A 13,575-nucleotide genomic window follows, 5' to 3' on the forward strand; every position below is an offset into this window, starting at 1 on the left:
GGTATAATTTATGAGTACAAGGCACTTGGTCTTGTACAAGAAGTGTGTTTGGAGGGAGGGACAAGAGATATGTCGAAAACTGTTGTTCGTAAAAACGAATCGCTTGAAGATGCTCTTCGCCGCTTCAAACGTACTGTATCCAAAAGTGGAACAATACAAGAGGTAAGAAAGCGTGAGTTTTATGATAAGCCGAGTGAGAAACGTAAAAAGAAATCTGAAGCTGCAAGGAAACGTAAATTCTGATTTCCTGCGATGATGAGTTCGATCTTGTTTTCAATTTAAAATTTGGTAAACCGGAAAATCCTTTATGGGTTTTCCGGTTTATTTGTATATGCTTGAGATAATTAACTACCTGCGCCAATCATGCGTATTAGTATGCAAATCGGCTATGTAACACCGTGCACTTTTCGATATGGAGAAAAATAAACATATTTACAATGAAAATGAAACTTCCGCGCATTTAGAACGTATATAGAGATATAATAGATTCTATAAAGAGAGGTGAACAATACTATGCATAAAATGATAGGAAAAATTCTCCTGTTCATTTTATTCGTATCGGCATTCACGTTTCCGTTCTTAGAAACCGGTGCAGCAACAACTAAAGTTTATAAAGTTCCCATTGAAGACGTTGTTGAAAAAGGATTATACGCATTTTTGCAAAGGTCATTCGCAGAAGCTGAAGATGCGGATGCAAAAGCAATCATCTTGGACATCAATACACCAGGTGGCTTTACTGATGCAGCGGGGAAAATTGCTAAGCTCATGGATGAAACAGATTTAAAGGTAATCGCTTACATCAATGATGATGCTTTATCTGCGGGCGCATACTTGGCACTTCATGCAGATCAAATCTATATGTCTCCAAATGGCCGAATGGGTGCTGCACAGGTGATTGACTCTTCTGGTAATGCGGCGGATGTCAAAGCACATAGTGCCTGGGTCGCAAGCATGATAAATGCAGCGAAGTCTTCAAATCGTAACCCATTATTTGCTGAAGCCATGGCAAATCCTAAAATCGATCTTCCCGACTACCGAGCAGGTGTTGGTGAATTACTGACACTTACTGCGGATGAGGCAATGAAAGTCGAATATAGCGAAGGAACGGTGACATCCCTCAAAGAGTTGCTAAAAGAAACAGGACTCGAAAACGCAGAGATTATTTCGACGAATGAAACATTTACGGAGAGTATTGCACGTTTCGTCACGCATCCTGTCGTTATTCCGATTCTTTTGTCAATTGCTGGACTGGGATTTGTACTGGAGTTATACTCTCCGGGGTTTGGCGTAGCAGGAACTATGGCTGCCAGTTCATTAGTATTATTCTTCTACGGGCACCTGATTGCTGGACTCGCAGGCTACGAAACAATTATCTTATTTCTAATTGGAGTGGGTCTGGTAGTTGCGGAAATCTTCCTTCCGCATGGCGTTGCAGGTGTTGTTGGATCGCTCGCAATTATTGGAAGTATTATTATGGCGGGCGGCAATCCGATGTATATGGCGATATCTGTCTTAATCGCGGTTGCTATCGCTGTAACAGGGATGGTGATTATTATGAAATTTTTCGGTAAAAAATTGCACTTGCTCAACAAGATGGTATTGATGGATTCAACTGATACTGAAAGTGGCTATGTTTCTAATGTGAATAGAAAAGAACTACTTGGCCGCACCGCGCAGACATCTACAGCACTTAGACCATCCGGTGCAATAGAACTGGACGGCGAACGAATTGATGTTGTTTCCGATGGAAGCTACATTGATAAAGGAAAGAATGTTATTATTGTAAAGGTTGAAGGTTCTCGAATTGTAGTCAGGGAATCAGTAGAAAAGGGGGAAATTGAATAATGCAAGCACTTTTAGGTACAGGTAGTTTAGTTACAATCGTTATAATTGCTTTTATCGCAATTATTGTTTTGTCAGTGTTTTTCACACTCGTTCCTGTGACACTGTGGATATCCGCAATGGCAGCAGGCGTTAGAGTCAGTATTTTCACATTAATAGGTATGCGTCTTCGCCGGGTTATCCCAAGTCGAATCGTTAATCCGCTCATTAAGGCACACAAAGCGGGGCTTGAGGTTTCAATTAATCAGCTTGAAAGTCACTATCTTGCAGGAGGGAACGTTGACCGTGTTGTCAATGCTCTGATTGCTGCACACCGTGCAAATATCGAACTTACATTTGAACGTGCGGCTGCGATCGATCTAGCGGGTCGTGACGTTTTAGAGGCAGTTCAAATGTCCGTTAACCCGAAAGTTATTGAAACACCATTCATTGCCGGTGTGGCAATGAACGGGATTGAAGTAAAAGCAAAAGCTCGTATAACAGTTCGTGCAAACATTGACCGACTTGTCGGTGGTGCTGGTGAAGAGACAATCGTAGCGCGTGTTGGTGAAGGTATCATATCGACAATCGGTTCTTCAATTGACCACGCAAAAGTATTGGAAAATCCAGATATGATTTCACAAACTGTGCTAGCAAAAGGTCTTGACTCAGGTACAGCATTTGAAATCCTATCGATTGATATCGCAGACGTTGATATCGGTAAAAACATCGGTGCGGAACTTCAAACTGAACAAGCTATGGCTGATAAAAACATTGCACAGGCAAAAGCAGAAGAACGCCGTGCTATGGCAGTGGCAAATGAGCAAGAGATGAGAGCAAAAGTTGAAGAAATGAGAGCGAAAGTTGTTGAAGCCGAAGCAGAAGTTCCACTTGCAATGGCGGAATCACTACGTTCAGGTAACATGGGAGTTATGGATTACATGAACTTTAAAAATGTCCAGGCAGATACGGGAATGCGCGATTCCATCAGTAAATATGGAAAAACCGATAAAACCGACCCAGCCAAAGACTAATCCGGAAGAAACAGATTCCCGGAAAGGGGATGCACTGAATGGATAGTGGACTTATCATATTAATCATCTCTCTAGCTGTCGGGGCTTTTCTAAACGGTAAAGGAAAGAAAAACCCACCCGAAAAAGGACCCCAACCAAAGCCATTCACGGCAACAGGTCAGGCTCCAAATAGTCCGACACGTAAATTAAAAGAGATGTCAAAAGACTTGTATCGCGAATTGCAAAAAGAGATGCAGACTCAGGATGCGGAACCGCCAAGTCGCAAACTCCAAACACAACAGGAACAAACGCAACAGCGACAACTGCATCAAGAAATTGTTCTTACTACTTCCGAAACAGCACAACCTGCAAGACCTACTTCTAGTAGAAAAGAACGTGCTGATTCAACAGTTAGTCGTCATATCGAGCGTCCTGATTCTTCTGTAAGTCGTCATAGTGGAAGATTGTCGGCACATGGCGGCGTACGCCAATCTGTAGAAATTGTGGAAAAGCTTGATCTAATACCAAAAAGTCAAGATGACCTGCTTAAAGGTATTGTCTTCTCTGAAATCTTCGGTCCACCGAAATCAAAAAGATAAGCATCGACCCCCTATCCAAATCATACAATGTGGATAGGGGGTTTTATATTTTGAGAAAACTATTTAATACCGGTTCATCAATTACAATTGAGGATTTTTCATCATTACGAATCACTGGTCCTTACTCTTTGCTGAAACTTGGCCCCGATTTTGCGATTATTAGCAGCGGAGAATACAAGATTGAAGTGTCAGGGACTGACTTAACAGTTGAAACACTAACGGAGGAAGTGGCCCTTTTTACATTTACCTCCATTAGTGCTATGAACATTAAAACTGGTGAAAAACAGGAAGCTGTGTATGATGCGTAAACGGTATGCTGTTAAAGTTTCAGGTAACGGTGACCTTCCTGGATTTCTCACAAAATTGGTGACAATAGGAACAAAAATAACATCGTTATCGGTTGTTGATGGTGTTGCTCGTTTTCGGACGGATCGTAGTGGGCTTCGTAGTATCCGGCGCAATAGAAGGAATTATCGTTTGAAAGTGGCAATCTCAATTGCAGATCTTCAGTCGGGTTCATTGGTTTTTTTTTCTACAGGTCGTTTTCTTATAGCCTGTCTTATTCCGTTAGCGGCATCCTATTTCCTCTGGTCAGTAGAAATTGAATCTGATATCCCTGAAGTCGTGGATAGAATTGAGAAGAAACTTGAAAAAGGTTCAATTGTTCCGTTAAGACCTTTAGCTCTAATCCCAGATGAAGGTGAAATTCGCCGAAACCTTATGCTAGATGATCCGAATTTGTCTTGGGTTAGATTTAGACGGGTCGGTACATCGCTCACGGTTATACCCATGATTTCGCCTCCCTCAAATAACATAGTCGAAGCTGAAGAGGCCCCATCTAACCTCGTAGCGCGTACCGGGGGTGTAATTACACGTTTTGAATTGAAAAGAGGTGAACGGGTCAGTCGAGTTCATCAGACTGTAAAAGAAGGGGACGTGCTTGCTACGGGAATCCTTGAACAAGGCGATAAAACAACAATTGTAGCTGCGGACGGAGCCGTTTATGCAGATTACTGGGTTGAATATTCATTCAGCTTGCCAAAGGAAATGAAATTCCAGTTGCAAGGTGAAGAAATTGTTAAATATTCATTTAACCCTCCGTGGAAGCAGCAAGGAGAAGAGAAGTGGACTCCGCAATCTTTTATTAAAATGGAAAGACATGTGGAAGAGACTGCAGGACAGTTTGAATTGGTTAAAGGGATGGAGGAAACAGTACTAATTCCCTTACTAAAAAACAAGCTATTATCGGAATCTTTTTCAAAAGCAATAATTAAAGATGAAAATATTTTACACGTGACATTCGGTAATGATAAAGTTAGTGGGACTATATTGTTTCTGATCAATGACAATATAGCTGTTAAAAGACTGATTCCCAAGGAGACTGAGCCTATTGGATGAGCAAATGATTCAACTTCATGTTGAAGACCCTAATGAAACAGTGATGCTTCTTGGCATTTCTGACCAGAATATGAAGCTGATTGAGGAAGAACTGAACATTTCAGTATTGACCAGAGGTGACACGATTTCAATCAGTGGTGATGAAGAGAATAGGAATTCAGCAAAAGTGCTTTTGGAGCAGTTATTGAAAGTAATACGTAAAGGTACTAATATTAATCAACGAGATGTCTCGACAGCCCTAGAGATGGTGAAAAGTGGCACAATCGAATACTTTGCTGAACTGTACGATGAAGAAATTTCAAGGAATATGAAAGGAAAGGCGATTCGCGCGAAAACGATTGGTCAGCGTGAATACGTTAGTGCAGTTCGTTCGAGAGATCTTGTATTTTGTATTGGTCCAGCCGGAACCGGAAAGACATACTTAGCAGTCGTACTAGCTGTACTGGCGATGAAAACAGGATCTGCCAAAAAGATAATACTTACACGACCAGCAGTCGAGGCCGGAGAGAGTCTAGGGTTCCTCCCAGGCGACTTGAAAGAAAAAGTCGACCCGTACCTGCGTCCTCTATACGACGCCCTCCATGACGTGCTGGGAGCAGAACAGACGGATAGACTTATGGAGCGGGGAGTTATTGAAATTGCGCCCCTTGCTTATATGAGGGGACGAACACTCGACGACGCCTTTATTATTTTGGATGAAGCGCAAAATACGACAAAAGCACAGATGAAAATGTTCTTGACACGACTCGGTTTTGGTTCGAAAATGGTAATCAATGGAGACAAAACCCAAATTGACTTGCCGCGAGGCACTGAATCAGGCTTAATCGTCGCAGAAAAAATTCTAAGTAACGTAAGTGATATTCATTTCCAATATCTAGAACAAGGGGATGTCGTACGCCACCCACTCGTAGCCAAAATAATTGAAGCGTATGAACAGGAGCAGTCATAGAAAGTGACTGCTTTTTCTTTAGAATCATCGCTGCTCTAATTGTAGTCATAGAGAAGCAGGGGGAGAGATTCCAATTTTTAAGCCAATGGGGAAACTTTTTAAAACACTTAAGTTCAATTACTTGTCGCTATTTTTATTAGCGATATCAATGATACTCCTTTTTACTTTCATGTATGGGAGCGTTAAAAAAGAAACCTATGAGGTAAAACTTTTTCAAATTTCATTGGATACCATACGTTCATTAAAAACAGTAGAAGATACTGTGAAAACAGAGCAGGAAAGAGAACGCGCGGCTAATGAAGTAAATCCATACTATCAATTTTCCGAAGATGTTGTGAAAAATAGGCAAGCGATTGCAACGTCTATATTTGACTTGCTTATTGAAGTGAAAACTTCGAGTGAACCTGGAAAAACTGAAACAGAAGCGCCAACTAAGTCCGCCAAAGAACAACTCCCGACTATGCGGGCTAAACTTGCGAGCCTGGAAAAGGAAGAACCTGGACTGCGCTTGAGTGATGATGCCCTTACCAGTCTCTTAGCACAAAACACAGAGACATTGCAAAATATGCAGAAAATACTTGTCAATGTTATTGGGGAGGAATTATCGAAACCTGTCAGGACTTCAGATTTGTCGACTGTACGCGACGAAGTCGAACGGGAAATTCGACTTACGGAAGCGGTTCCGTCTTCTGTCTTACAAACACTAATTGCGATTAGCAAATCCCTTATTGTTGAGACAGAATCGATTAACGAAGATATGACGAAGGCACGGATCGTACAAGCTAAGGAATCTGTAGAGCCTACACGTATTTTACAAGGGCAAGTAATTGTACGTGAAGGCCAAGTTATCGATAAAGAAGTATATAGGCAATTGGAGCTTGCAGGTGTGTTGTCAAACCAGTCATCCATGAAGCCATTGGTTGGCCTGATTATCTTTGTTGTAATTATCGGTGCAATCATTTATATGCACTTTGGATCTTGGAACGAAAATAGAGTAACAAAAAGAAAAGCATTACTTATTGCGCTAACAGTCTTTTTTCTATTAGTAGTCATTATGAAGTTACTATCGCTAATTGGAAAGGATTTTGATGTCCTTCTCGCATTTCTATTCCCAACAGCCCTTGCACCAATGTTAATGAAGCTGTTAACCAATGAACGTCTTGCGATATTGTCAACAATCATCACGGCTGCAACTGCGGGAATAATTCTTCAGGAAGGTTATGCAGCAATCATTCAAATGGAAGTTGCATTATACATACTTTTCGGCGGTATTGTGAGCTTATATTTGCTTGGTAATGGTGGGAGACGTTCGAATATTTTACGGACAAGTCTTGGGGTATCCGTTTCTAATATGATGTTTATCGCATTTTACCTCTTGATGACACAGTCTTCTTATGATTTGACGGAGCTAGTCTATTATGTGATAGCGGCAATTGCTTCTGGTATTTTATCTGGAGCACTTACAATCGGCCTCATGCCATTTTTTGAGTCTGCCTTTCGATTGTTGTCCGACATGCGTCTAATCGAATTATCGAATCCAAATCATCCATTGTTGAAAAAGGTTTTGACCGAAACACCAGGTACTTATCATCATAGTGTTATGGTTGCCAATCTGGCTGATGCAGCGTGCGAATCGATTGGAGCGAATGGACTTCTTGCAAGAGTCGGGAGTTATTATCACGACATTGGCAAGACCATCAGACCGGGCTTTTTTATAGAAAATCAGCTTGCTGGACAAAATCCTCATGATGCTCTACCACCGGAGAAAAGTAGGGACATTATTATCGCCCATGCGGAAGATGGTGCAAAGCTGCTTGAAAAGCACAAGATGCCAGCTGAAATCATCGATATCGCCCGTCAACATCACGGTACGAGTACATTAAAGTATTTTTACTTTAAAGCGAAGGAATCTGGTATGGATGTTACGGAGGAGGAATTTCGGTATTCGGGTCCTAGACCGCAAACAAAAGAAATTGCAATAATATCAGTAGCTGACAGTGTTGAAGCAGCAGTACGTTCGATGAAAGAACCCACTCCACAAAAAATAGCAGCACTTGTAAAATCGATTGTTAATGATAAATTAAATGATGGCCAATTCGATGAATGTGATCTTTCAATGAAAGAATTAAAGACAGCTGAAAGAGTTATTTGCGAAACATTGAATGGGATATTCCACAACCGTATTGAATATCCAAAGTGAGTTTGAAAGGAGTGTCAGAGAATGCTGGAAATTTATTTTGAAGATGAAACTAAAAAAGTAGATAAAGAAACAGAAGACTTGATAAGGGAATTGCTAAGCCATGCTTCAGTAGAAGAAGGTTTGACTGGAGAAATAGAATTGGCTGTAACATTCATGACAGATAAGGAAATACAAGAAGTGAATTCTGAATATCGTGGTAAAAATGTTTCGACGGATGTACTTTCATTTGCTCTTGAAGAGATGACGGAAGGCGAAATTGCAATAATTCCGATAGAAGGCATGCCGACCGTATTAGGTGATATACTTATATCAGTGGAAACAGCTGGTAGGCAAGCAGAAGAGTATGGGCACGATTTTCATCGTGAAATCGGTTTTCTAGCATTGCATGGTTTTTTGCATCTGCTAGGGTACGATCATATGACAGAAGTTGACGAAGCTAAAATGGTCGGCAGGCAGAAAGAGATTCTCGCATCATTCGGACTTGAGAGGTGAATACTCGATGCGGAAGTTTTTGCTATCATTCGTCTACGCGTGGAATGGAATCCGTCACGGTATACTAGTAGAACGAAATGCTAAATTGCATTTATTTTCCGCTATTATTGTCGTGTCTGCAGGAGTACTGACTGGATTGTCACAATACGAATGGTTTATCATTCTCATTTTGATTGGCGGGATGCTCGCACTTGAAATGTTGAATTCGGCGGTGGAACGTGTTGTTGATCTTGTAACAGATACGCGCCATCCGCTTGCTAAACAGGCGAAAGATCTTGCTGCGGGTGCTGTGCTAATATACGCAATGATTAGTGCATTAATCGGGTTGATTATTTTTTTACCGAGATGGTTTAACTAAATTGAAGAGGTGTTTTTATGGATGTAGAACAATTATTAAATGAGTCGAAAAAAGCACGTGAAAAAGCGTATGTACCATACTCGAAGTTTCCGGTCGGGGCTGCACTTTTGACTGACGATGGAACAATTTATCACGGTTGTAATATTGAAAACTCTGCATACAGTATGACGAATTGCGCGGAAAGAACGGCATTTTTTAAAGCGGTTTCCGATGGTGTACGGACGTTCAAAGCACTTGCGGTAGTTGGAGATACGCAAGGTCCAATCTCCCCGTGCGGAGCATGCAGGCAAGTCATAGCTGAATTTTGTGATGGCGCAATGCCTGTATATCTGACAAACTTAAATGGGGACGTAGAAGAAACAACGGTAGCAAAATTGCTTCCGGGCGCATTTTCCAAGGAGGATCTTTCATATGCAGCAAAACAATAATAAGTTTAAGTCAGGGTTCATATCGATTATTGGCCGCCCTAATGTTGGTAAATCAACATTTCTAAACCATGTAGTCGGTCAGAAAATTGCCATCATGAGCGACAAACCCCAGACAACACGCAATAAAGTGCAAGGGGTTGTTACAACAGATGAATCACAAATAATATTCATTGACACTCCAGGAATTCATAAGCCAAAGCATAAGCTTGGTGATTTCATGGTGAAAACTGCTCGTAACACGTTAAAAGAAGTAGATATAATCATGTTCATGGTTAATGCTGACGAAGCGATTGGCCGCGGTGATCGATTCATCATTGACTTACTTGAAAACTCGGAGACACCCGTGTTTTTAATCATCAATAAAATTGACCTAGTACACCCAGACGAGTTGTTTAAAATTATCACAACTTATACTTCCGAATTCGATTTCGCTGAAATTGTTCCAATTTCAGCTTTAAACGGTAATAATGTGGATCGTTTGCTAGAAACGATGACGAAGTACTTACCTGAAGGGCCCAAATATTACCCTGATGATCAAGTAACGGATCATCCTGAGCGATTTATTATTTCTGAATTAATTCGCGAAAAAGTATTACATCTAACGAGAGAAGAAATTCCACATTCCATAGCTGTTGTTATTGAAAAGATTGAACGCGAGGAATCACGTGAAATGGTTAACGTAATGGCAACGATTGTCGTTGACCGCGATTCTCAGAAAGGCATTGTTATCGGTAAAAAAGGTGCATTGCTTAAAGAAATCGGCACGAAAGCTAGATATGATATTGAAATGTTACTCGGTTCAAAAGTATTTCTTGAGTTGTGGGTTAAAGTGCAAAAAGATTGGCGTAATAAGCCAGGTCAACTGAAAGAATTCGGTTTCAGGGACGATGAGTATTAAGAAATGAGCTGCATAAGTTGACAAAGAGGTGATTGCTTCGCTGAACAAATGGGAAGGAATCATTTTAAGAGGCATTCCGTATGGCGAGTCCAACAAAATTGTTACGCTGTTCACACGTGAAGGCGGTAAAATGACGGCAATGGCGCGTGGTGCGAAGAAACCGGCTAGCAGGCTAGCAGCAGTCACACAACCCTTCACACACGGTTCATTTCTGATTCGAACTGGCAGGGGAATGGGGACGCTTGAACAGGGTGAACCACTCGACTCAATGCGGCATATTCGAGAAGACTTGGAAGCAACGGCCTATGCCAGTTATATTGTCGAATTGATTGATAAGCTTACTGAAGATAATGAACGTATCGTGGGGATATATGGATTGTTATATGATGCGCTTCACGCAATTAACGAACAATATGACCCCGAAGCGATTGCGTTATTCGTTGAGTGGAAAATGTTGCCGATAGCTGGCATTCATCCAGTTCTCCATCAATGTGCAAACTGCGGAGCGACAGAGGGAGAGTTTGCATTTTCCTTTATGCAAACCGGTTTTATCTGCCACAGATGCTTCCAGGTAGACAAATTTGCAACCCGAATTACACCAAGTCAATTAAAACTGATTCGGACATTTTATACAGTCCCCATCAATCGAGTTGGTAATTTGACATTGAAAAAGACAACGAAAGAATTCATGAAAAAACTTGTTCGTACAATTTACGATGAGCAAGTGGGAATTCGTTTGAAGTCGAGATCATTCCTCGATCAGCTAGATTCGACACCCGAACTATTGCCCAGAAAAGAAAAACCTAAAGAAGAAAGCGAATAACTTTCTGAAATAGAAACCCCGAATTCTGGACTCTTTTAACTAGAGCCTGAATTCGGGGTTTATTATCGGTAAAAAGATTCACTCATTGATCACTCGTACTGTTCCATAATAACGTTGGCATTTTGAAATTTAAATTTCAAAATTGCCCTCAGCAAGCATACTGAATTCGGGACCCTTTAGTGCGAATTTTATAGGGTCACCACTTTCAACGTAAAACGCGACATACTACTTTGTACTAGCAGATAAATAGGTGAATATAGCTGCAAAATGTCCCAATGTATTTAGGATAATAGACTTGCCATTATTCGTCTTGGCGTAAAAGTAGTTTCAGGAGTCTATTGTAAACGTTAAAAATTCATTGCGACCTTTGATATTTACATAGTAAATCTCTATACTGATACGAATAGAGCATCAAGTTAATGTGAAGGAAAGTAATAAAAGGGGGCAGCGTATTTTTGAAATACATAAAAATAATTTCGCAAATCGTAATTTTATATGGTTTTGTCCTAATCGGTAACTGGTTAAGAGACTTCCTGCACTTACCACTTTCAGGAAGTATAATCGGTCTTTTATTATTACTGGCAGCTCTTTCATTAAAAATATATAAGCTTGAATGGATAGAATCGGGTGCTTACTTTCTTTTAGCTTATTTGCCACTATATTTTATCCCTGCAACTGTCGGTGTGATGAATTATGGGCATGTTTTTGCAGGAATTGGTTTTTTGTTAATTCCAATTACCATAGTTAGCACGCTATTGGCGATGTGGGTTTCCGGCACTACAAGTCAATCCCTGGCTCGTAAATCTGCAAAAAGTAAGGAGCAGGTTTCATGCGAATAATAATGCTTTCTATTCTGTTTTTGGTACTAACCCTCGCTATATATCTTGTGATGAATTTCGTATTTGTTAAATTTCGCAGAGTGTTCCTAATCCCAATCCTGACAACAACAATAGGAATCATATTGGTACTAGTGCTTTTCAAAGTTCCTTATGAAACATATATGCTTGGTGGAAAGTGGGTGGATTTGCTTTTGGGACCCGCGATTGTAGCATTGGCAATTCCTTTATATAAACAAAGGGAATTGATAAAAAAATACATGCTTGCGATCCTTGGTGGTATTTCGGTCGGTGCTGTTGTTGGCATGTTAAGTGGAGTAATATTTGTTAAACTAGCTGGTTTCTCAAAGGAAATCGTCATGTCATTATTACCAAAATCGATTACAACACCTATCGCTATTCAAATTTCTTCAACACTTGGCGGTGTTCCTTCGTTAACCATCGCTTTTGTAATGATTGCAGGTTTCACTGGAATCATAATTGGACCGGCGTTGATGAAATGGACGCACATTGATACAACAATTGGCCGAGGAATTGCATTAGGGACGGCTGCTCACGCACTGGGAACTTCGAAAGCAATCGACTTCGGTGAGGAGGAAGCATCCTACAGCTCCCTTGCTATGACACTTTCGGCAATTATCGGTTCTGTCATAGGTCCGATTGTGGCTTGGATGTTTTATTGAAGGATAATAAGAATCAAAAGAGTGTATGTTAGGGAAAGGAATTCTTTTTTAAAGTCCATTTCCCATCAATCACAGTATTGTAGTATCTAGTAAATAGGAAATGTTGAATAAATGGTCTAGTTCACAGAAAAACTCACAAACCGGAGGTACCTATGTTTTTTATGGAAGCAAAACGTATTATTGTTGTTATTTTTGGTTCGTTATTAGTTGCAATATCACTTAACTTCTTTTTAATTAATGCAAATGTTTACGCGAGTGGATTTGCTGGGGCTGCGCAGCTAGCTTCTAGTTTGTTTGAAGATTATACGGATTTTAGCATTAGTACGGGAATCTTGCTGTTATTATTTAATATTCCTGTCTTTATTTTAGGATGGTACAAAGTAGGAAAAGGATTTACCATTTATAGCATTATTTCCGTTATATTTGCTACTATCTTTTTGGAAATATTACCTGTAATCTCAGTGTCCGATGATATTATTTTAAATGCAGTAATTGGTGGGGTAATTGCTGGCGTAGGTGTCGGATTATCCTTAAAGTTGGGTGCATCTACTGGCGGTATGGATATTGTTGCAATGTTTTTATCACGATTACAAGACAAGCCAATCGGCACTTATTTTTTAATTCTTAACGGGGTTATTATTGTTATGGCTGGTATTCTATATGAGCCTGAAAATGCCTTATATACGATGTTAGCGTTGTATACTACGACAGCCGTTATTGACATGATCCATACACGTCATGAAAAAGTAACAGCAATGATTGTTACAGTTAAAGCAGATGAATTACAGCATGCAATTCATCAAAAAATGGTGCGCGGAATTACGATTATTCCTGTAAAAGGGGCATATACAAAAGAAGATAAAAATATGATGTATTTGGTCATTACACGTTATGAATTATATGATTTGGAAACAATTATTAAAGAGGTAGATCCAAAAGCATTTACAAACATTGTACAGACTGTTGGCGTTTTTGGGTTTTTTAGACGAGAAGGCGAAGTAATTAATAAGTAAAGCGGGTATTACGTCAATCGAAGAGATAACTTTCATACAAAAAGGATGGCTAAGATTACCTTAG

The 13,575-nt window shown here is 40.3% G+C and carries 16 protein-coding genes; all 16 read left to right on the forward strand.

Features of this window, described 5'->3' with window-relative positions:
• The first annotated feature begins 69 nt into the window (after positions 1-69).
• A complete protein-coding gene (rpsU, locus tag AC25Y5_RS09575) occupies positions 70-243 on the forward strand; it encodes a 30S ribosomal protein S21 (protein WP_067208368.1) in 174 nt (57 codons plus the stop codon).
• A 270-nt stretch (positions 244-513) separates the two neighbouring features.
• The gene (locus AC25Y5_RS09580) at positions 514-1,845 is read left to right on the forward strand and encodes an NfeD family protein (RefSeq protein WP_488140076.1); all 1,332 of its coding nucleotides are present in this window, start codon (positions 514-516) and stop codon (positions 1,843-1,845) included.
• Positions 1,845-2,855, forward strand: coding sequence for a flotillin-like protein FloA (gene floA / locus AC25Y5_RS09585; RefSeq protein ID WP_482100753.1), 1,011 nt, complete (start codon positions 1,845-1,847; stop codon positions 2,853-2,855). The genes AC25Y5_RS09580 and floA overlap by 1 nt, the downstream gene beginning before the upstream one ends.
• Before the next feature lie 38 nt (positions 2,856-2,893).
• Positions 2,894-3,433 (forward strand): hypothetical protein, encoded by a 540-nt coding sequence (locus AC25Y5_RS09590; protein WP_488140077.1) that lies wholly within the window; start codon positions 2,894-2,896, stop codon positions 3,431-3,433.
• A gap of 50 nt (positions 3,434-3,483) precedes the next feature.
• Positions 3,484-3,741, forward strand: coding sequence for a hypothetical protein (locus tag AC25Y5_RS09595; protein WP_482100751.1), 258 nt, complete (start codon positions 3,484-3,486; stop codon positions 3,739-3,741).
• Positions 3,734-4,831, forward strand: coding sequence for a sporulation protein YqfD (locus AC25Y5_RS09600; RefSeq protein ID WP_488140078.1), 1,098 nt, complete (start codon positions 3,734-3,736; stop codon positions 4,829-4,831). Before AC25Y5_RS09595 ends, AC25Y5_RS09600 begins: the two co-directional genes overlap by 8 nt.
• A 4-nt stretch (positions 4,832-4,835) precedes the next feature.
• Positions 4,836-5,780: a PhoH family protein gene (locus AC25Y5_RS09605; RefSeq protein ID WP_482101007.1), complete on the forward strand. Its 945-nt coding sequence runs from the start codon at positions 4,836-4,838 to the stop codon at positions 5,778-5,780.
• A gap of 85 nt (positions 5,781-5,865) precedes the next feature.
• The gene (locus tag AC25Y5_RS09610; RefSeq protein WP_488140079.1) at positions 5,866-7,980 is read left to right on the forward strand and encodes an HD family phosphohydrolase; all 2,115 of its coding nucleotides are present in this window, start codon (positions 5,866-5,868) and stop codon (positions 7,978-7,980) included.
• Positions 7,981-8,001: 21 nt separating this feature from the next.
• Entirely contained in the window at positions 8,002-8,472 is a 471-nt protein-coding gene (gene ybeY / locus AC25Y5_RS09615) for an rRNA maturation RNase YbeY (protein WP_488140080.1), read from the forward strand.
• A 7-nt stretch (positions 8,473-8,479) separates the two neighbouring features.
• The gene (locus tag AC25Y5_RS09620; RefSeq protein WP_488140081.1) at positions 8,480-8,830 is read left to right on the forward strand and encodes a diacylglycerol kinase family protein; all 351 of its coding nucleotides are present in this window, start codon (positions 8,480-8,482) and stop codon (positions 8,828-8,830) included.
• 17 nt (positions 8,831-8,847) lie between these two features.
• Positions 8,848-9,258, forward strand: a complete 411-nt coding sequence (locus AC25Y5_RS09625) for a cytidine deaminase (RefSeq protein WP_488140082.1) — start codon at positions 8,848-8,850, stop codon at positions 9,256-9,258.
• A complete protein-coding gene (gene era / locus AC25Y5_RS09630; RefSeq protein ID WP_488140083.1) occupies positions 9,242-10,156 on the forward strand; it encodes a GTPase Era in 915 nt (304 codons plus the stop codon). Before AC25Y5_RS09625 ends, era begins: the two co-directional genes overlap by 17 nt.
• A 28-nt stretch (positions 10,157-10,184) precedes the next feature.
• Complete coding sequence (recO, locus tag AC25Y5_RS09635; protein WP_482100744.1) at positions 10,185-10,979, forward strand: DNA repair protein RecO; 795 nt, start codon at positions 10,185-10,187, stop codon at positions 10,977-10,979.
• A 455-nt stretch (positions 10,980-11,434) separates the two neighbouring features.
• A complete protein-coding gene (locus AC25Y5_RS09640) occupies positions 11,435-11,818 on the forward strand; it encodes a CidA/LrgA family holin-like protein (protein WP_488140084.1) in 384 nt (127 codons plus the stop codon).
• On the forward strand, positions 11,809-12,498 hold the full coding sequence (locus AC25Y5_RS09645) for an LrgB family protein (RefSeq protein WP_488140085.1): 690 nt from the start codon (positions 11,809-11,811) through the stop codon (positions 12,496-12,498). Before AC25Y5_RS09640 ends, AC25Y5_RS09645 begins: the two co-directional genes overlap by 10 nt.
• Before the next feature lie 152 nt (positions 12,499-12,650).
• Positions 12,651-13,511, forward strand: a complete 861-nt coding sequence (locus AC25Y5_RS09650) for a YitT family protein (RefSeq protein WP_488140086.1) — start codon at positions 12,651-12,653, stop codon at positions 13,509-13,511.
• Positions 13,512-13,575 lie beyond the last annotated feature (64 nt).

The organism is Sporosarcina sp. Y1011 (assembly GCF_057669885.1).